This is a genomic window from Acidobacteriota bacterium (assembly GCA_030949985.1).
Lineage (GTDB): Bacteria > Acidobacteriota > Polarisedimenticolia > J045 > J045 > JALTMS01.
The window spans coordinates 33,273-52,853 of sequence record JAUZRX010000037.1; the positions used below are offsets into that span (position 1 = coordinate 33,273).

Annotated in this window: 14 protein-coding genes; 5 read left to right on the top strand and 9 right to left on the bottom strand. The window is 69.2% G+C overall.

Annotation, left to right across the window (positions count from 1 at the left end):
* The first annotated feature begins 142 nt into the window (after window positions 1-142).
* Window positions 143-1,438 carry an FAD-dependent oxidoreductase gene (locus Q9Q40_09800; protein MDQ7007516.1) on the top strand — a complete coding sequence of 432 codons (1,296 nt, stop codon included), beginning with the start codon at window positions 143-145 and terminating at the stop codon, window positions 1,436-1,438.
* Window positions 1,435-2,433 carry a pyridoxal-phosphate dependent enzyme gene (locus Q9Q40_09805; GenBank protein MDQ7007517.1) on the top strand — a complete coding sequence of 333 codons (999 nt, stop codon included), beginning with the start codon at window positions 1,435-1,437 and terminating at the stop codon, window positions 2,431-2,433. The genes Q9Q40_09800 and Q9Q40_09805 overlap by 4 nt, the downstream gene beginning before the upstream one ends.
* A gap of 81 nt (window positions 2,434-2,514) precedes the next feature.
* On the opposite strand, the gene Q9Q40_09810 is transcribed toward Q9Q40_09805, so the two are convergent.
* The 4 genes from Q9Q40_09810 to Q9Q40_09825 form a co-directional block, all read right to left on the bottom strand.
* Window positions 2,515-3,444 carry a GGDEF domain-containing protein gene (locus Q9Q40_09810; GenBank protein MDQ7007518.1) on the bottom strand — a complete coding sequence of 310 codons (930 nt, stop codon included), beginning with the start codon at window positions 3,442-3,444 and terminating at the stop codon, window positions 2,515-2,517.
* A 10-nt stretch (window positions 3,445-3,454) separates the two neighbouring features.
* On the bottom strand, window positions 3,455-4,570 hold the full coding sequence (locus Q9Q40_09815) for a 3-deoxy-7-phosphoheptulonate synthase (GenBank protein MDQ7007519.1): 1,116 nt from the start codon (window positions 4,568-4,570) through the stop codon (window positions 3,455-3,457).
* Window positions 4,567-5,670, bottom strand: a complete 1,104-nt coding sequence (locus Q9Q40_09820; protein ID MDQ7007520.1) for a prephenate dehydrogenase/arogenate dehydrogenase family protein — start codon at window positions 5,668-5,670, stop codon at window positions 4,567-4,569. Before Q9Q40_09820 ends, Q9Q40_09815 begins: the two co-directional genes overlap by 4 nt.
* Before the next feature lie 108 nt (window positions 5,671-5,778).
* Window positions 5,779-6,624, bottom strand: coding sequence for an ATP-binding protein (locus Q9Q40_09825; protein MDQ7007521.1), 846 nt, complete (start codon window positions 6,622-6,624; stop codon window positions 5,779-5,781).
* Between the two features lie 227 nt (window positions 6,625-6,851).
* Here Q9Q40_09825 and Q9Q40_09830 point away from each other — a divergent pair, with 227 nt between their 5' ends.
* Window positions 6,852-8,894 (top strand): S9 family peptidase, encoded by a 2,043-nt coding sequence (locus tag Q9Q40_09830; protein ID MDQ7007522.1) that lies wholly within the window; start codon window positions 6,852-6,854, stop codon window positions 8,892-8,894.
* Here the strand turns inward: Q9Q40_09830 and Q9Q40_09835 are convergent.
* From Q9Q40_09835 to Q9Q40_09850, 4 genes are all read right to left on the bottom strand, one after another.
* A complete protein-coding gene (locus Q9Q40_09835; protein MDQ7007523.1) occupies window positions 8,891-12,454 on the bottom strand; it encodes a M14 family zinc carboxypeptidase in 3,564 nt (1,187 codons plus the stop codon). The genes Q9Q40_09830 and Q9Q40_09835 overlap by 4 nt on opposite strands.
* 126 nt (window positions 12,455-12,580) lie before the next feature.
* Window positions 12,581-13,687: a phospho-N-acetylmuramoyl-pentapeptide-transferase gene (gene mraY / locus Q9Q40_09840; GenBank protein ID MDQ7007524.1), complete on the bottom strand. Its 1,107-nt coding sequence runs from the start codon at window positions 13,685-13,687 to the stop codon at window positions 12,581-12,583.
* On the bottom strand, window positions 13,684-15,687 hold the full coding sequence (locus Q9Q40_09845; GenBank protein MDQ7007525.1) for a UDP-N-acetylglucosamine--N-acetylmuramyl-(pentapeptide) pyrophosphoryl-undecaprenol N-acetylglucosamine transferase: 2,004 nt from the start codon (window positions 15,685-15,687) through the stop codon (window positions 13,684-13,686). The genes mraY and Q9Q40_09845 overlap by 4 nt, the downstream gene beginning before the upstream one ends.
* Before the next feature lie 14 nt (window positions 15,688-15,701).
* Window positions 15,702-16,274 carry an iron-sulfur cluster assembly accessory protein gene (locus Q9Q40_09850; protein ID MDQ7007526.1) on the bottom strand — a complete coding sequence of 191 codons (573 nt, stop codon included), beginning with the start codon at window positions 16,272-16,274 and terminating at the stop codon, window positions 15,702-15,704.
* Window positions 16,275-16,531: 257 nt separating this feature from the next.
* Here Q9Q40_09850 and Q9Q40_09855 point away from each other — a divergent pair, with 257 nt between their 5' ends.
* Together Q9Q40_09855 and Q9Q40_09860 are read left to right on the top strand one after the other, a co-directional pair.
* Window positions 16,532-18,412, top strand: a complete 1,881-nt coding sequence (locus Q9Q40_09855; protein MDQ7007527.1) for a S9 family peptidase — start codon at window positions 16,532-16,534, stop codon at window positions 18,410-18,412.
* Window positions 18,413-18,440: 28 nt separating this feature from the next.
* Complete coding sequence (locus tag Q9Q40_09860) at window positions 18,441-19,130, top strand: hypothetical protein (GenBank protein MDQ7007528.1); 690 nt, start codon at window positions 18,441-18,443, stop codon at window positions 19,128-19,130.
* A 213-nt stretch (window positions 19,131-19,343) separates the two neighbouring features.
* On the opposite strand, the gene Q9Q40_09865 is transcribed toward Q9Q40_09860, so the two are convergent.
* Window positions 19,344-19,581: hypothetical protein (locus Q9Q40_09865; GenBank protein ID MDQ7007529.1), on the bottom strand; the 238-nt coding region annotated here is incomplete at its 5' end.

The following is a 19,581-nucleotide window of genomic DNA, read 5'->3' on the forward strand; positions in this document are numbered from 1 at the left end:
CCACCTCGGCGGATCGTCGTGCTCACCGGTTCGCGGCAGGTGGGAAAGATCACCCTCGCGCAACCAGCCTCCCGCACGGCTCCCATCCCATCGCCGAACCGCAGCCGATAGACTGGGCGCCTCGGTCCACAGGAGAGCGGCGATGCCCGAGTCGGCGGAAGTGATCGTGGTGGGAAGCGGGCCCGGAGGCGCGACGGTGGCGCGGGAGCTGGCCCGGGCCGGCCGGCGGGTGCTGATTGTCGAGCGGGGTGCGGACCACCGGGGCCGCTGGTACCACGGCACCCACCTCGGCGCCTTGCGCTACACCGAGCGGGGCGGACTGTTGTTCACCCGCGAAGGCCTGCAGATCGTCCGCCCGATGATGGTCGGCGGGGCCACCGCCCTCTACTGCGCCAGCGCCGCGCCGCCGCCGCCATGGCTCGCCTCGCGCTACGGCATCGATCTCCAGGCCGACGCCGCCGCGGCCGCCGAGGAGCTGGGGGTCGCCCCCCTGGACGAGGAGCTGCGGGGAGAGGCCTCCACCCGCATCGCCCAGGCCGCGCAAACCGTCGGCCAGCGGTGGGAGCCCCAACCCAAGTTCTTCCGGCCCGAGCGCGCGGGCCGCTTCCGCTGCGGCGCCCACTGCATGCTGGGCTGCCGCTGCGGGGCCAAGTGGAGCGCGGCGGAGTCCGTGGACCAGGCCGTGGTGGCGGGAGCCCGCCTGCTGACCGGAGTACGGGTCGAGCGAGTGCTGGTGGAAGGGGGTCGCGCCCGGGGCGTGGTCGGCCGCCGGGGGCGAACGAGCTTCGAGGCCCGGGCCGAAGTGGTGGTGCTGGCCGCCGGTGGCCTGGGCAGCCCGCCGATCCTCCGTCGCTCGGGGCTCGAGGAGGCGGGCCGGGGGCTGGCCATGGACACCACGGTGATGGTCTACGGCGTGGCCGCCGGCCGGGGCATCGGCCGTGAGCCCCCCATGACCTGGTCCTGGGAAGATCCCCGGGGGCGCTTCATGCTCAGCACCCTGGTCGACCCCTGGTTGCTCTTTCCCTTGATGGCCTTTCTGGCCCACCCCCGCCACCTGCTGCGCTGGCCCCGCTGGGGACGGATGCTCGGCGTGATGATCAAGGTGCGCGACCAGGTCTCCGGCGGCATCGGTGACGATCTTTCCATCAGCAAGCCTCTGACCGGCGCCGACCGGGCCGTGCTCGAAGAAGCCGGCGGCCTGGCCCGGTCGATCCTCCTCGCCGCGGGGGCGGCCCCCGGCACCCTCTTCACCACACCCCTGCGCGGGACCCACCCCAGCGCCACGGTGCGCATCGGCGAGATGCTCGACCACGAGCTGGCCACGTCCATCGCCGGGCTCTTCGTCTGCGACGCCAGCGTCTTTCCCGAGGCCCTGGGCCGGCCCACGGTGCTGACCCTGATCGCCTTCGCCCGGCGCCTGGCCCGCCGCCTGCGATGAACGCCGCCGCACTCCTCGCCGCCCTGGACGCCCATCCCCGCCTCGACCTGGGCGGCACCGACTCGCCCTTCGAGCCCTTCCCCCTGCTCGAAGAGCTGAGCGGAAGGCCCGCCTGGATCAAGCGGGACGATACGCTGGGCCCCGCGCCGGGCGGCAACAAGACCCGCAAGCTGGAGTACCTGCTGGCCGAGGCCCGCCGCCGGGGAGCACGCCGCGTGGCCACCTTCGGCGCGCTGACCTCGAACCACACGCGGCTGACCGCCGTCCTGGCCCGGGAGGTGGGGCTCGAGGCTCATCTTTTCTTTTTCGATCACCGCCCGGCAGAGCTGACGGGCAGCCTGGCCCTGGCCGCCGAAGCCGGTGCGCAGCTGCACTTCTTCCCGGCCTTCCGCAGCCTGCGCGGCAAGACGCGCCTGGAGACGGCCAGCCGCATGGCCCACGCCCTGTGCCTGGCGCGCCTGGGCCGCCACTACTTCATCCCGGTGGGCGGTCACGGCTGGCGCGGGGCCCTGGGCTACGTACGCGCCGCGGTGGAACTGCACCGCCAGGCGCGGGCGGCGGGGCTGGGCCCGGCGCGGGTCGGACTCGCCACAGGAACGGGAGGCACCCTGGCGGGCCTGATGGCGGGGCTGGCTCTGCTGGACTCGCCCCTGCAGCCGCTCGGCATCGACGTGGGCGGCCTGTGGCGGCGCTTCCGTCCCTCGATCGCCCGCCTGGCCGGGGAGGTCTGCCGGCGCCTGGGCTCGGCGCGGCCCTTCCCCCCCGAATCGGTGCCCCTGGTCGAAGAGCGCTACGTGGGCCCCGGCTACGGCAGCCCCTTGCCGCTGGCCGCGGATCCCGGCGCACGCGCCGCTGCGGCGGGCCTGCACCTCGACCCCGTCTATACCGCCAAGGCCCTCGCCGGCCTGGCCGATCTTGTCCGCCGCGGCGCAGTGGAAGGCGCCGGAGCGCTGATCTTCCTCCATACGGGGGGCCTGCCTTCGCCGGCGGCATAGAACCCCGCCCCCGATCGGGCGCAGGCCCGCATCGTCCCTTCGGCCGACCCCATCGAACCCCGCCCGCGGCCGGAGTCGCCGCTACCCGGAACGCCGGGGCCCTTCGACCCGGTTGCGTCCCGCATTCTTGGCCCGGTAGAGACAGTCGTCCGCCCGACGCAGCAGGTCGGTGACACCGCGGTCCTGGTCGTCGAGGGCCGCATAGCCCACGCTGATGGTGACGGGGATCGTCTCACCGCGGTATCGAAAATCGTATTCTTCCACCCGTTCCCGCAGACTCTCGGCCACGATGCGCCCGCCGTCACCATCGGTCTCGGGCAGCACCACGGTGAATTCCTCGCCTCCGTAGCGGGCGAAGAAGTCGTGGATCCGCAGGCGACCGGCGATCACCTCCGCCAGCTCGCGCAGCACCGCGTCACCGGCGGGATGCCCGTAGCTGTCGTTGATCCGTTTGAAGTGATCGATATCGAGCATCAACACGCTCAGCGGGCGGCGATGGCGCCTGGCGCGGGCGACTTCCCGCTGCAATACCTGGTCCAGAAAGCGCTTGTTGTAGGCACCGGTCAGAGCGTCGGTGACACTCATCCGGTAGCTGCGCTCGAAGTAGCGGGTTTCCTCGTCCTCACCGCGGATGAACTTGAATACCGTCTCGCCCACCCGCAGCTTGGCGCCGCTTTCGAGCGGCACCCGTCCACTGACCTTCCGGCCGTCGACCAGGGTCCCGTTGGTCGAGCCTTGATCCTCGATGAACCACTGCTGACCGAGGCAAATCAGCAACGCGTGGCGGCGGGAAACCGAGTCTTCCTCGACGGCGATGATGTTGTCGGCATCGCGTCCGATAGTGGTCGGACTCTCGAGCAGGGGCAGGCTGCGGCCGAGCATCGTGGGCATGGTGGTCTCGATCACCACCAGGCGATACTTGTCCACGTCGGTCACGGCCTGGCGGCCGGTTTCGAGAATCCGGGTCGACTCGCAGCTCGCGTCGGTTTCGATGATGTCCTTTCCGGTCATGCAGCAGTCCTCATCCTGCGGTCTCGGTCTGCACGGCAAGGGCGGAGATCTCTTCGTACGCCGCCCGTACACGCTCCACGTAGGCCATCAGGCGTGGCAATGCGTCGGGTGTCAGGGCCTGGGGTCCGTCACACAGGGCGCTGGCCGGCGCAGGGTGGAAATCGATCAGCACCATCGACGCCCCCGCGATCAGGCCCTGGCCGGTCACGTGAAAGATATCCGTCAGTCCGTCTGGAGCGCGACGGGTGGAGCCCACCGAGTGGGAGGGGTCGATGCACACCGGCATCCGCGTCTGGCGCCGGACCACCGGCACATGGGCGAAGTCCACCAGGTTGCGATGCGGATCACCGAGGTGGGTCTTCACGCCACGCAGACAAAAAACGATGTTCGGGTTGCCCTCCGAGGCGATGTATTCACAGGCGTTGAGGGACTCTTCGAGGGTGATCCCCATGCCTCGCTTGTAGAGGACGGGATAGACCTTCTGGCGACCGGCCTGCTTGAGCAACTCGAAGTTCTGGGCGTTGCGGGTGCCGATCTGGATCATCACGCCGGTGGGCCGGCCCGTGGCCTCGAGGGCCTGGTCGATCTCCTCGATGTGGCGCGCGTCGGTGACCTCCATGGCCACCACCCGAATCCCGTGCTTGCCCGCCAGCTCGAAGACCCAGGGCAGGCAGGAAGCACCGAGGCCCTGGAAGTCGTAAGGACTGGTACGAGGCTTGTAGGCCCCCATGCGGGCGGTCTGGAGACCGTGCTCGGCCAGGGCCGCGAAGGTCTGCTCCACGTGCTCGGGAGTGTCCACCGCACAGAGCCCGGCGAAAACCTTCACCGCCGTCCCGTCGAAGCCAACGCCGTTGTAGGCGAAACCCGTGGGCATCCCGGGGGCGTCGTGACGCCCCACCAGGCGGTAGCGGGAGGAAACCCGCACGACCTGGCGCACACCGGGGAAGGTCTTGAACGGCTCCTCGGGAACTTTCTGCGTCGAACCGAGAAGATGCACCTCGGTAATCGAGTGGGTCGCCCCCTGATACTCGTAGCGCTTGGGGGTGACGTCGTCGAAGCGGCGAGCGAGAGCCTCGACGGCTTCCACCGACTCCCGCGGCGTGTCCGGGTCGAACATGATGATCATCGCTTCTCCTCCAGCTGCAGCCGACGGGAAAACCTCAGGATCTCCTCGAAAACCCGGGCCACGTCGGCCGGCGCCAGGCCCCGCTCCGCGGCCCACTGACGTCGGCGTTCGAGGACTTGACTCTCCCGGCCCGCGTCCCGCACACCCTGGCCCAGGTCGCTCTTGGCCCGGGCCGCGCGGCGGGCCAGGCGGGCCCGGCGGGAGAGCAATTCGACGAGTTGCCGGTCCAGGTCGTCGATCACTTCACGCACCTCACGCAGTTCCGGCGAGCGCCGGCCCAGGTCCGGCAGGCTCAGGTCGCCGGCGGGTGCATCCGCCGCCTCGGCGGCTTCCACGGCGGCGGGCTCGCCCAGCCGGCGGTCGATTTCCACCAGCGCGTCGACGAAACGCGCCCGGGCCTCGGCGGCGTGAGGATTGTGGCAGTGGAGGGCGGTGAGCAGGTGCCCGGCGTCGGAACGCACGGCTTCCACCGTGCGGGCGATGGCCTGGGCCGAGGGGGGAGCCAGCTCCGAGTCCACGGCCAGCCCCGCGTCGACCAGGGCCTTGGCGACGAAGTAGGCCATGGCGTGGGACTCGGCCATTTCCCGGTCGTGGGCCTCGGCGGGCTTGAAGGTCACCGCACAACCCAATTCCCGGTAGAGAGCCGCGGCCAGTTCGACGGCCCGGGGACTCGAGCCTTCGGGACAGACCACCACCCGCAGGGGGCGCTCTCCGAGAGCCAGGGAGGTGGGGCCGAAAAGGGGATGGCTGGGCACCCAGCGGCAGCGGCCCCCGAGCCGGGAGGCCATGGCCCGGACCGGCTCGACCTTGACGCTGCTGACGTCGATCAGCAGATGTTCGGGGCGGAGCCGGGGAGCCAAGCTCTCGAGGGCCCCGGCCAGGGCGGGTACAGGGACGGCCACGAAGATCAGCCGGCAGGCGCCCAGCAGCGCCGCCGGGGAGTCCGCCCTCCACGACACGGGGACCTCGGCCCGCGGGTCATGGGCCCGCACCCGGGCTCCCGACTCCTCCAGGAGCTGAGCCCAGGCCCGACCGAAGCGGCCGTAGCCCAGGATCCCCACCGGCAGGGACCGGAGCTGTTCGACTTCCTCCAGGACCATTCCATCTCCACGCCGAGCCCGGACGCGGGTCTCGCTTAGCGCTCCATGGAGTGAAGATAGGTGGCGCGGGGCGCGCCGCAACGGCCATCGCCGCGCGGGCCGGGAGTGCTACGGTTCGGGGTCCACGCGGGGGAGATAGACGGTAAAGGCGGCGCCCTGGCCGGGTTCGGAGGAGACTTCGATATGGCCGCCGCTGGCCCGCACGATGCCCAGCGCGGCGGCCAGGCCCAGGCCGCAGCCCTGCCCCGCCTCCTTGGTGGTGAAGAAAGGCTCGAAGATCCGCCCATGGAGTTCGGGACGGATGCCGACCCCCGTATCCGCCACGGACAGGCAGACCCAGCGCTGCCCGGTGTCCGGGCCCCGCCGGGAGCCGAGCTCGCCATCCACGTGGCGGGTTTCGACGACCACCTGGCCCGACTGCTCCATGGCCTCCCGGGCGTTGAGGACCAGGTTGACCAGCACCTGCTCGAGCAGGCAGGCGTCCGCGCAGATCAGGGCGGGGGCCGGCGTCAGCCTCAGGTCGAGGCCGAAGCGTGTGCCGAGGGCGCGCTGCAGCCAGGGCTCGAGGCGGCGAATCACGTCGTTGAGGTCGAGGCGGCGGGGCGAGACCGGCTGCCGGCGACTGAAGATCAGCAGCTGCCGGGTCAGGGCCGCCGCCCGACTCACCGACCGCCGGATCTCCCGGGCCGCCTCGGTGGGATCCTCCCGCCCGGGCGGCCCCTCCTCGAGCAGGGCGCACTGGGCCTCGATGGCCATCAGCAGGTTGTTGAACTCGTGGGCCACGCCCCCGGCCATGCGCTCGAGAGCATCGAGACGCTCACCATCCGCCCCCCCCGCGCCGCGGACGGCACCCGGGCGCAGAGCCCAGCGTACAGGACCCGAAAGCCAGACCTCTCGCCTCCGCGAGTCTCCCAAGGCCGCCTCTGGCGGCGCCTCTCCCCGTCCGCGCCGCATCCTGCCGGCCGCGCCTCCCCGTGACGCGACGCCGGCTGATCCGGATCCTCTCGACCCCAGAACACCGGCGGCGCGCTATTCTAGGGCCAGGCGCCCCCACCGGGTCAAGCGCCCCCTCACCGATTCGAGAGTTCCCCATGCGCCACTCCCTTCCTCTCCGTTTCCTCTTCGCCCTGGGACCGACCCTGGCGCTGGCCGCCTGTTTTTCCGCCTCCAAGGAGAGTTCCATGCCGTCCCCCCCTCTCGCCGAACAACGCCCCCACCTGACCGAGATTCACGGACGCACCCTGACCGACGAGTACTTCTGGCTGCGCGAGCGGGGCGCCCCCGAGGTGCTGGCCTACCTGGAGGCGGAAAACGACTACACCGCGGCCCGGATGGCGCACACCCGGGACCTGCAAGAAGAACTCTTCCGCGAGTTTCGGACCCGGCTCAAGGAAACCGACACCAGCGTGCCGGTGAAGATCGACGACTTCTACTACTACTCCCGCACCGAGGAAGGGCGCGAGTACACCATCGAATGCCGCAAGAGGGGCTCCCTCGAGGCGCCCGAGCAGGTGCTGCTCGACGGGAACCGGATGGCGGAGGGCAAAGACTTTTTCCGCCTCGGCGTCTTCGAAGTCAGCCCGGACCACCGCTACCTGGCCTACTCGGTCGACGAGGCCGGCCGCGAAGAATACACCCTGCGGGTGCGGGACCTCGAAACCGGCGAAGATCTGCCCGAGGCCATCGGCCGCACCTACTATTCCGCGGCCTGGGCCGCCGATTCCCGCACCGTGTTCTACACGGTCCTCGACGAGGCCGAGCGCCCGTTCCGCATCATGCGCCACCGCCTGGGCACCGATCCGGGTGAAGACACCATCGTCTACACCGAAGCCGACGAACGCTTCCATCTCTCGCTGCGTACCACCAAGAGCCGCGATTACATCCTGATCGAGGCGGAGAGCCAGATCACCCGGGAAACCCTCTTCCTCGACGCGCGGCGGCCCGACGGCGCCTTCCGGGTCTTCGCCCCGCGACAAGATGGGGTGGAGTACCGGGTCTATCACCATGGCCGGCACTTCCTGGTGCTGACCAACGAGGACGCGGTGAATTTCCGCCTGCTGAGAACTCCCACCGGGAAGATCGACCGCGGACAGTGGGAGGAGGTCATCCCCCACGAAGAGGAAGTCAAGCTCGACGGACTGGACGTGTTCCGGGATCACCTGGTGCTCTACCGCCGCAAGGGAGGCCTGCGGGGCATCACCCTCTACGACCCGGATTTCCGCCGGGGCCACGACCTGGACTTCGAGGAACCGGTCTACACCGTCGGCGCCGGCTGGAACCCGGTCTACGACAGCGACACGTTTCGCTACACCTACAGCTCGCTGGTCTCTCCCCAGGCGGTGTGGGAATACGACTTCACCAGCGGCCGGCGGCGCCTGCTCAAGCAGCAGGAAGTGCTGGGAGGCTACGATCCGACGGCCTACGTCAGCCGGCGGATCTGGGTCCCCGCCCGCGACGGACGAAAGATTCCCGTGTCACTGGTCCAGCGCCGGGACCTGGGTGAAGACCGGCCCCGCCCCTGCCTGCTCTACGGCTACGGCTCCTACGGTATCAGCATCGATCCGCACTTTTCCCTGACCCGGGTCAGCCTGCTCGACCGGGGCCTCGTCTTCGCCATCGCCCACGTCCGGGGCGGCGGTGAGATGGGCCGACGCTGGTACGAGGACGGCAAGCTGCTGCACAAGAAAAACACTTTCTACGACTTCATCGACGTGGCCGAGCACCTGATCGACACCGGGGTGACGGCGCCCGATCGCCTGGCCATCGAGGGAGGCAGCGCGGGGGGGATGCTGATCGGCGCCGTGCTCAACATGCGCCCGGAGCTGTTCCGCGCCGCCCACGCAGCCGTGCCCTTCGTCGACGTGATCAACACCATGCTCGACGAAAGCCTGCCCCTGACGGTGATCGAGTACGAGGAGTGGGGCGATCCCCACGAAAAGGAGTTCTTCGAATACATGCTCTCCTACTCGCCCTACGACAATGTCAGCGAGCAGCACTATCCGGACCTGCTGATCACCGCGGGGCTCAACGACCCCCGGGTGCAGTACTGGGAACCGGCCAAGTGGGCGGCGCGGCTGCGCGCCCGCGCGCAAGGCGACGGCCTGTTGCTGCTGAAGACCGAGATGGGCGCCGGCCACTCCGGTCCCTCCGGCCGCTACCACCGCCTGCGCGAGATCGCCTTCGAGTATGCCTTCTTCCTCGACCGCCTGCTCGAGGGCAGCTAGGGAACCTCGTCGCCGCCGCTGTTGAGAGCCGTGACCAGGTAGTAGTAGGTCGCGGCGTCCGAGGGGCCGGCCACCCCGAGGTCGTAGTGCAGGGGCGCGGTGGGACGGGCCGTTTCACTGAAGCCGCCGCCGGGGGAAACGCTGCGCTGGACCCGGTACTCGGTGGCCGGGCCATGAGTCGCGTCCTCCGCCGGAGCGGTCCAGCTCAAGCGCAGGTCGAAGTGGCGGCGTTCGAGCCGCAGCGTGTCGCCCACGGGGTTCGGCGGATCGAGCACGGGGGCGTCCCAGCCCTCGCAGACCCAGCGGTCGCCTTCCAGGCGCAGGTCGTCGAGCCCCGCCTCGACGATGCTCTCTCCCCCCCCGTCGGTGACCACGAAACGCAGCGCGAACTGGTCGGTGGGCGTGATCAGATTCGAGAGTTCCTTGCGCACGAAGGTCCAGGCATTGGCCTTGGTGGAGACGGTCTCCACCTGCCTGTACTGCAGGCCATCTTCCGTGACCTCCACCACCAGGGTGTCGGGCCCGGGACCGTCGCCCGTGAAGAACCAGCGCCAGTAGGTCAGTTCCAGGGTCTCCCAGGCGCCGGCGGCCAGGGGCGGGGTGGTGAGAATGGTCTGACCGTCCACCTCGGCGATGGTCGGTGGCACGACCGTCGGCGGTTGCACGTTCTGGGTCGCCCAGCAGTTGATCCCCGGGTCCGGCGTGTGGTCCTGGTCCGGGTTGGCCGGCTCCCCGTTGTAGAACGAGGGGTGGGGCTCACCCCACTGCCAGTCGCCGTCGGTGGCGTCGCCGGAGACGGTCCAGCCCCGGTCGAGTTCCATGTCGTCCTCGAAGAGCAGGCCGTATTCCAGGCTGCCCACCGGCACGGTGAAGTGACTGACGGACTCGGCCCCGCTGTCGTCCCGCACGGTGAGGGTGAAGGGGATCTTCGCCGCGCACTCCGGTCCCGCGGTGAAGGTGAAGTGCGGCGGCAACGATCCGACGACCGCGCCGGCGGGAATCACCGGGTACTCGGCCACGGCGTTGTGGATCGTCACCGCCGGATCCGTGGTGCTCAACACGGCGGTGACGCCCCGACTCGCCGACGAGCGGGTACTGCGCAAGTCGACGGTCATGGTCACGGTCTCGCCCGCGTCCAGCGCACCGTCGGCGTTGCCGTAGTTGGGATCGTTCTCTTCGATCCGGTGACTGTCGTATTTCAGCTTGCCGCCGGCGGTCAGGGCCGCCCGGCCGCAGATGGCGATGTCGTCGATGTAGAAGCCGCTGCGGCTGCCACCTCCATCCTGGCGCAGTACGAAGCGCAGCCAGACCTGGGAGAGATCATCGACACTCTCGGGCAGGTCCACCCGGTATTCCTCCCAGCGCTCGTCCCGGCCGAAGCCCCGCCAGACCTCGGTGAAGGTGCTGCCGTCGGTACTCACCTCGATGCGGGCCAGGTCGTAGGCCGGCTCGTTGTTCAGCCAGCGCTGAAAGCGCAGTTCGGCATCCTTCAGTCCCTCGAGGTCGATGGGCGCGGAGGTCAGCACGAACTCTCCCCCCCCCGTGCCGTAGTTGCCCGACAGGTTGGTGCCGTAGACGTTGTCGCCGCTGAACGCGCGATCCGGGCCGGAGACGCCGCCCGATCCCGCCGGCACGCCGAACTCCCAGCCCAGAGCCGGGCCTTCGATGGTCCAGCCCGGATCCTCGTCGAGAGCCTCGAGCCAGAAGGGGCAGGAGACGAATCCGCCGGTGATCAGCAGGTCCGTCACGGCCTCGCTGCGGCAGAGGCCCTGGTCGGCGCTGAAGGTGATCGTGACCCGGGCCCGGTGGCCCTCGGGAGCATCGGCCAGGATGCGCAGACGGAACGGGTCGAGGGCCTCGGCCCGCCCTTCGGCGGGAATCAGCGCAAAAGCGGCCTGGTCGTCGAGAATCTCCACGTAGGGATCGGTGGAACTGAGCCGCGCCACGCCGCCGGTGATCTCGCCGCCGGTGGCATAGGCGGTGGGGTAGAGGTCGGCCTCCTCGCCGGCGTCGAGTTCGCCGTCGGCATCGCCGGCCGCGTCGTCGACCCGCAGATCGCTCAGCTCGAGGGCGAACGAGCCGTCGGGAACCAGCCAGAAGTCCTGCTGCGCGTTGCTGAAGGCGACGCGGGTCGGCCAACTTTGCCGGTGGTAGCCGCTCAGCGCCGCGTAGGCGGTGTATGTGCCGGGCACCAGGATGCGGTGGTAGAAACCGTTGGCCGGGACGGCGGTCCGGGGCTCCTGGCCCTGGGTGAAAACCTGCTCCTCGAGACCCACCTCCGCTCCCAGGGGCGCCGCCGAACAGGCGTCGCGCACCCGGCCGGTGATGGCGCCTCCGGCCATCCGGCGGAGCAGGTACTGCCAGCCTGCCCGGTTGCGCAGCACGGTGTCGTCACGCCAGGTGTCGTAGTCGGGCTGAAAACCCTGCATCGCCGCGTTCATTTCGATGGTGAAGCCCACCGTACCCGCGATGGCGTGGAGCCAGCCGTCACTGTCCCCGTCGACCTCGTAGAGCAGTTCGTAAGGAGTCCCCATTTCGTACCAGCCGTCGCCGGCGTCGTTCTCGATGGAGGCCGCCAGGCTTGAACCCAGGTCCCGGTGAGCCCTGAGATCCGGATCGTCCGGCTTGCTGGGCTGACAGCCGAAGGGATGGAGCACCAGTTCGCTGTAGGTGTGATAGGTCAGGCTGATCGAGGGATGCACCGAACGGGCCAGCTCTGTCAGGCCCCGGGTTTCCGGCTCGGAATTGGCGGAAGGGCCGCGATAGGTGTCGGAACTGGGCACGCCGCTCGACCCCCCGCAGCCGTCGGGCCCCCAGAGGTAGGGGTAGTTGCGGTTGGGGTCCACGCCAAAGCTGCCGTCGCCGTTGTCACGGCGGTTCTTGCGCCAGTTGCTGTTGACGTTGAAGACGTAGTTGGTGCCGTCCGGGTTGTGACAGGGCACGATGTAGATCTGGTAGTTGTCGACCCACTCGGTGACCTCGGGGTCGATGCCGTAGTTGTCGGTCAGGTAGTCCATCATGTCGATCAGCGCCTCGGGGGTCATCACCTCCCGGGCGTGATGCTGGGCGACGAAGAGAATCCGCGGCTCGGCCTCGTCCTGCTCCACGTTGTCGGAGATCTTCAGCAGACCGACGACCCTCCCGCCCTCGGTCGGCGAAGAGTACTCCAGGCGCCGGGCGATGGCCGGGTGCTCGCCGGCCACCCGGTCGATCTCGGCGTCGGTCTCGGCCTCGTCATGGTAGTCGGAGAGGGCGTCGAGGCCATCGGTGGTGGGGGTCGTCTCCTCCAGCACCCGGGGATCGAAACCGGCCTGCCGCAACGCGCTGAGCTCGGACTCCCGCACGGTCAGGTAGGCCGCCCCGGTCTTCGCCTTGTAGGCGTCGATCAGCAGGCCCATGGCGGTGATCCGGGCCAGGTCCGCGGGGGGCTCGGCGAGTTGGACCGCCACCCGGAAGTAGCGCTCGGCGGGCGATGGAGCGGGAGCGGCGATGATACCCGGCACCAGGACGAGGAGCAGAACGAGGGCCCACCAGGGGCACCGGCGAAGACGGGCGGTCATGGATGTCTCTCCACGGTGGGCCGCGCTCGGGGGGTGGGGTCCCTGGGGGGGCGGGCCACGCTTCTGCCCGTTCTTATACGTCGAAACCCCGCCCCGATGAACCGCCGAGCGACGATATCGACCGCGTCAGCGGATTTTCAGGGAGAGGAAGCCGATGGTGGCCAGAATCATGGCGACGATCCAGAAGCGCACCACCACCTTGGGCTCGGGAATGCCCGCGTGGCTCATGGCGTGGTGGAAAGGGGCGCGGTGGAACACCCGCCGGCCGATGCGGTCGCCCACCTTCTGCTGCATCAGCGAGGTGAAGATCTCGAAGACGAAGACGCCGCCGACGATGGGAAAGAGCATCTCCTGCTTGGTCAGGAAGGCCATCATCGCCAGCACCCCCCCGATGCCCAACGAGCCGGTGTCCCCCATGAAGACCTCGGCCGGATAGGTGTTGAACCACATGAAACCGAGAATGCCCCCGATCAACACGCCGGCGAAGACCGCCATTTCGCCGGCCCCCGGAAGATAGGGAAACAGCAGGTACCGCGCGTAAATCGTGTTGCCCAGGATGTAAGCATAGACCAGGTACACACCGAGACCGAAGGTGGAAGTGCCGCAAAGCAACCCATCCATGCCGTCGGTGATATTCACCGCGTTGACGATGGAGAAGATGGCGAACACGGCGAAGAGCACGAACCCCACCGGCGTCAGGTCCAGCAGCGGCTCCTTGTAGAACGGGATGTAGAGCAGCGTCCGCTCCCTCGCGGGCAGCGGACTGAAGTCGGAAACCAGGAAGACGGCGAAGGGCACGATGCAACCCAGCAGCAGCAGGGTCTTGGCCGCCTGGCTCAGTCCCGACAGGGACGACTTGAAACGGGACTTGAGGGAGTCGTCGAGGAAGCCCACCAGGGAGAGGTAGGAGAAGCCTCCCACCAGCGGCCAGAAGAACCGGCTTTCCAGGTCGCCCCAGAGGAAGACCGAAACCAGGGTGGAGGCCAGCAGGATCAGCCCCCCGGCGGTCGGCGTGCCCCGCTTGGACTCGGCGCTCAGGGAGAGGAAATCGCCGGAGGTGTCCCGCAGCCCCTTGTCGTAGAGGCGCACGATGAAACGGAAACCGAAGAGCAGGCTCAGCCCCAGGGCGGTGGCCATGCCCAGCAAGGCGCGCACGGTGATGTAGTTGGCCAGCCGGAGAAAGCCGGCATCGACCCCCAGGTCGGCCAGCCACGCGGCGAGCAACTTGATCATCCCATCCGCTCCAGTTGTTCGATCACCCGGATGTAGCGCGAACGCACCCGGAAATGGGGCCGGAACTCCGAGGTGGTCACCAGCATCCGTTTGACGAAGAGGCGCACGCGGGCGATGTCTTCGAAACGCCCGGCCCTCAACCCGAGAGAAATGGCATCGAGCAGGGCTTCCCGCAGGCGGATCTTCCGGGACGCCCGGTAGCGCTCCATCCGCGCCAGGAACGTCGTCTCGTCCAGGAAGAGCACCGCGGCCAGGATCGCCTCGGCCCGCACTTCCCAACTCTCCAGGCGTCGATCGAGGCGTGAGAGGATCAGTTCGTGAATGTCTTTCCGCGCGGCCATTGGCCCGTGGAAGCGCCGGTAGAGGGCGATGGCCTCCCGCCGCGTCTCGTAGTAGCCGTCTTCGAGTCCGGCCCGCACCAGGTCGCCGAAAAAGGGCTCGTACGCCCCCGCCCGCCGGAGGGCGGCCAGGGCGTTCCGCTTGAGGTAGCCGCGGAAACCGTCGAAGTGGTCCCGGATGAAGGGGTAGCGCTCGCGACACCCCAGGGCGCCGATCAGCTTGATGCCCCGGTTGACCACCAGGTCGTCGGAAGAAGCCAGGTACTCTTCCATCTTGATCCGGTAATACTGGCGGTAGAGTTCGTCCACCGATCGTTCCCGCCCCTCGACCGCCAGGTACTTGATCAGGCTGTCGAAGTTGCGCTGAAAGCGCACGAAGCGGGGCTCGACCACCTGGGAGACGAAATCCACCGGCCGGCGCCCGAGGACACTGGAGACGGCGCGCACCACCGAGTCTTCCATGCCCCGGTCGTAGAGTGCCGCGGCATGGGCGGCCAGGGTCCGGCGACGCTCGGGATCGGCGGCCAGGGCCTCGATGCGCGCCGCCAGTTCCCCGGCGTCCACCATGTCCCGGCCGCTGGACGGATCCCGGCGTTCGAAGAGCACCTCGGCTCCGTCTTTCTCGGCCACGGCCAGGGCGTTGAACTCCTGGTGATCGCCAGGCAGGCCGCGCTTGGGGATCAACAGCGCCGCGCGCCCCAGCGCCAGCACCTCGGAAAGGGAGCCGGCTCCCGCCCGGCAGACCAGCAGGTCGGCGGCCCGCTGGTAGTCGTAGAGATCGTCCAGGTAACGGTAGCCGCGATAGAAGACCCGACCGTCCTCCCGCCTGGCCACCAGGTCGGCGGCCTGGAAGCGCTCGCCCAGCACGTCACGGATGCGCCGCGCGGTGTCTCCCACCGCGTCGTAGGAGCGGGAAGCCTGCAGGCCGACACTGTGCACGATGACGAGCCTGTCCACCCGGGCCAGCCGCCCGAGGGCCGCGGCCAGCGCCCGGTTGATGCTGCGCGCACCCATCGAACCACCGGCCACCACCACCACGAAAGCATCCTCGGGCAGGTTCAGCCGGCGGCGCAGCGCCCCCCGCTCCTCTCCCTCTTCCAGGTAGGTCCGGCGCACCGGGTAGCCCGTGGCCACGCAGCGATTGTTCCAGATGAAGTAGGCGGTCTCCTTGAAACTCACCAGCACCAGGTCGGCGAAGAGCGAGGCGAACTGGTTGAGCAGGCCGGGCACCAGGTTCTGCTCGTCGATGACGATGCGCAGGCGAAGGAAGGGTTTGAGCAGGAACGCCGCCACGATCACCGGGGCCGAGACGTAGCCGCCGGCCGCCAGCACCAGCCGGGGCCGAAAACGCAGCAGCCAGGCCATCGAGGCCAGGGCCCCACGCAGCACCGAAGCCAGTGCCCGCAGCTTGGCCGGCCACGAGCCCCCGGCAAAGGGCGCGGCCGGAATGAACTGCAAAGGGATGCCCTGGCGGGGAACGATTTCTTCTTCCGCCCGGCCCCGCACGCCAAGGTAGAGCGCCTTGCCCACGATACCCCGCCGGCGGAGCATCTCGTACAGCGCCAGGCAGGGATAGACGTGTCCGCCGGTCCCGCCCCCGGTCAGGACGACACGCACCCCCCTGGCGGTCGGGGGAGCCGTGGATTCCCGTCGCGAGGCCATCGCCGCCGCGGGCTTCAGTGGGACATGAAAGGGTGGGTTCCCGCGCCGTGATCGGTTCGGTCGACCACGTCGCTGATCTCGGGCACTTCCCCGATGATCGCCCGCCGGATCCCCTCGCTCAGAGTGGCCTGGGCGCCGGAGCAGCCCTGGCAGCCCCCGCCGAGCTGGACATAGGCCACACCATCGCTGACCTCCACCAGCTCGATCCAGCCGCCATGCTGGGCCAGGGAGGGCTGCACGCGCTGATCGAGGACCGACTGCACCTTCCTGGCCACCGGATCTTTCCACTCGGGCTCGGCGGCGGGGTTTTTGATCTGGAAGCCGGCGTTGCCGTCGTGCTCGACGAAGTCGACGGTGGCGTCTTTCATCCACTCCGCGGATTGAGCATCGAAGACAGCCTTGATGCCGTCGGCCTCGACCACCTGGTCCTGCTCGGTGATCTCCCCGTCACCCACCAGCTGCAAACCGTAGCGGAAGGTGTAGTTGCCCACCTTGGACGCGCGAATCCTCAGCGCGTTGGCGTCGTCGCCGGACTCTTCCATGATTTCGCGGATCTTGCTGCTCGCCGCCTGAGTGAAGCTGATCATCTGAAAATCTCCTCGTTGACTCCGGATCACGGGAAGGCAGTTTACCCTTCCCCGGCCGGAATTGCGCCTCGGGACCGGGGCGGATGGGGCCTCATCCCGCCCGGCGGCCACCGGATCACAGATGCGTAACCACCTTTGGGTTTCACGAACCGGCGGCGTTCCCACCTGCCGGCCCTCGTGAGAGCGCCGAAGTCCGTATACTAGCGGCTTGCCCGGCCCCGCCGCCGCTTCCGGCCCGGGGCCCACAGAGAGAGATCATGCCCCAGGTCCCCCTGATCCCCCGAGAAGTCCTCTTCGGCAATCCCGGCCGGGCCGCGCCGCGCATCTCCCCGGACGGCGACCGCCTGGCCTACCTGGCGCCCTCCCCCCAGGGGGTGCTCAACATCTGGGTCCGCACCCTGGGCCGGCAGGATGACACCCAGGTCACCGACGATCGACAGCGCGGCATTCGTTCCTACACCTGGACCCACGATGGCCGGCACCTGCTCTACGTCCAGGACCGGGAAGGGGACGAGAACTGGCACGTCCACCTGGTCCACGCCGCCGAACGCAGCACCCGCGACCTGACCCCCTTCGACGGGGTGCGGGCCCAGGGGGTGATGCTCGACCGGCACCACCCGGGACAGATGCTCGTCGGCCTCAACCGCTCCGACCCCAGCATCTTCGACGTCTACCGGGTCGATCTGGACAGCGGGGAGATGACTCTCGACACCAAGAACCCCGGAGACGTGGTGAGCTGGGTCACCGATGCGAATTTCCAGATTCGTGGCGCGGTGGCCAAGAGCACCGAGGACGGCAGCACGTCCCTGCGGGTGCGCTCGAGCCCCGGGGACCGCTGGAAGGTCATCGCCCACTGGCCCTTCGAGGACAATGGCGGCCCGGTGGCCTTCACCCGCGACGGCCGGGCGATCATCGCCGAGACCTCGGAGGACAGTGATACCGCGCGCCTGGTGCTGCTCGACGCGGAAACGGGACGGATACTCGAGCAACTGGCCCACGACCCGCGCTGCGACGTGGGCAGCCTGCTGCTCGATCCCGAGCGCCGGGTGGTCCAGGCTGTGGGCTTCAACTACCAGCGCAACGAGTGGACACTGCTCGATCCGGGCATCGCCGACGATTTCGCCCTGATCGCCGAGAAGACCCGCGGGCAGTTCATGGTCACCGACAGGGACCACGAAGACCGTTTCTGGATCATCGCCGACGAAGTGGACGACGGCCCTCTCACCTGGCATCTCTACGACCGCCACCGGGGGTGCCTGGAAGTCCTCTTCGCCAACCGCCCCGAACTCGACGACTACCGCCTGGCACCCCGTGACCCGGTGCTCATCAGGACCCGCGACGGCCACGACATGGTGGGCTTTCTGACCCTGCCGGTGGATCGGGAGAGTCGGCCCGGCCCGATGGTCCTGGTGGTCCACGGCGGACCCTGGGCCCGGGACCGATGGGGCTTCGACCCCGTGGCCCAGTGGCTGGCCAATCGTGGCTACACGGCCCTGCAGGTCAATTTCCGCGGCTCCACCGGCTACGGCAAGAGCTGGCTCAACGCAGGCAATGGTGAATGGGGCGTGGGCGCCATGCAGCACGACCTGAGCGACGCGGTCCGGTGGGCCGTCGACCAGGGTTACGCCGATCCGGCCCGGGTCTGCATCTACGGCGGCTCCTACGGGGGCTACGCCACCCTGGCGGGACTGACCTTCACACCCGAACTCTACTGCTGTGGAGTGGACATCGTCGGCCCCTCCAACGTCCGCACGCTCTTCGAGTCGGTGCCTCCCTACTGGAAGCCGATGAAACGGCAACTGATCCGCCGCGTGGGGGACGTGGAGGCCGACGAGGCACTCAACCGCCGCATCTCGCCCCTCTATCACGTGGACAAGATCCGCGCCCCGCTGATCATCGCCCAGGGCGCCAACGACCCCCGCGTCAACATCCGGGAGGCCGACCAGATGGTCGAAGCCATGCGCAGCCGCGGCCTGGCCGTGACCTACGTGGTCTACCCCGACGAAGGACATGGCTTCGCCCGCCCGGAGAACCGCCTCGACTTCTATGGCCGCATCGAGGAGTTCCTCGCCGACAGGCTGGGGGGTCGCGCTGAACCCTGGGTCCAAGTCGAGGGCTCGACGGCGGAGCTTCGCTGAACAACCCCCTTCCATAAGGAGTACAGCCATGAATCATCCCGACCGCAGGATCTTCCTCAAGCGCCTGGCAACTCTCGCCGGCGGCGTGGTTCTCGTCCCGGTGGTCACTTCGTGCTCCAGCGGCCCCTCCGGCGGCGAGGAGCAGGCGCCCGCCGCACCCGCGACGACCGGACCCGCCCTGCCCGAGGTCCCCCTGGTGCGCCCGACCGAGTGGGATCCCATCGCCTACAACCGGGAGCGGGGCAACGCGGGAGCGATTCCCCCGAGCTACCTGCCGAAGATCAACGGCCCCGACGGTGTCACCGGCCACCTGGGCAAGCACCTGCCCTACGTGCCCGAGGTCGACGCGAGCCTGGTTCCCGCGGGCTACGTGGCGCTGATGTGGGGCGACCCCGCCAAGGGCTACGTGCGCCACCCCCAGGCCGTGCGGAGCGAAGCGAACAACATGGAAGGCCACTGGTACAACTGGATCCGCATCCGCAAGGCCGTCGACGGCGAGGCGGAAGAACTCCAGAGCCGGTACTCGGACTGGCCGGGTACGGCGGAGGGCGACAACGGGGCCTACGCGGTCTTCGGCGACGGCGAGATCACGGCGGATTCGGGCAAGAACACGATCTACCTCGCCGCCCTGCCCGGCGACGTGCAGCCCGGCGACACGGTCCGCATCCACGCCCATTGCCTGACCCATGGCGAATACGTGGACTTCCTGACCCTCTGACCCCACCGTGGAGCGAACAATGTTGTTCCTGGCCGCCCGGCCGGGGGGTGCCCCCTCCCGCCGGGCGCCGGCCCCCCGGAACGCGCCCGGTGCGCCCCTCAGCCCCCCCTCGCCCGCCGGTGACGGCCCGGGGAGCGCCCGCAGCCCCCCCCTCCCGGCGCCGCCGGGCGCGGGGGCGCCCCGGGATCCATCGGCCGGGCCGGCCGGGCGCGCTCAGAAAGCTTTCTTCAGGTCGTGGGGCTTGACTTCCAGGTGGGACGGGAAGGGCAGGCGGCGGCGATAGACCGCCTCCCAGGTCGGCGGCAGGTCTACCTCGAAGGGCTGGAGCCGGCGGGCGAGGATCCGCGTCCAGTCCCAGGGCCGGTCGCTCAGCCCGGCATGCATGGCCCGGGTACCGGCCCGGGGCTGGCGCTCGGCGCGCAGCTTGACGTAGTTCAGCCACACCCCGTGG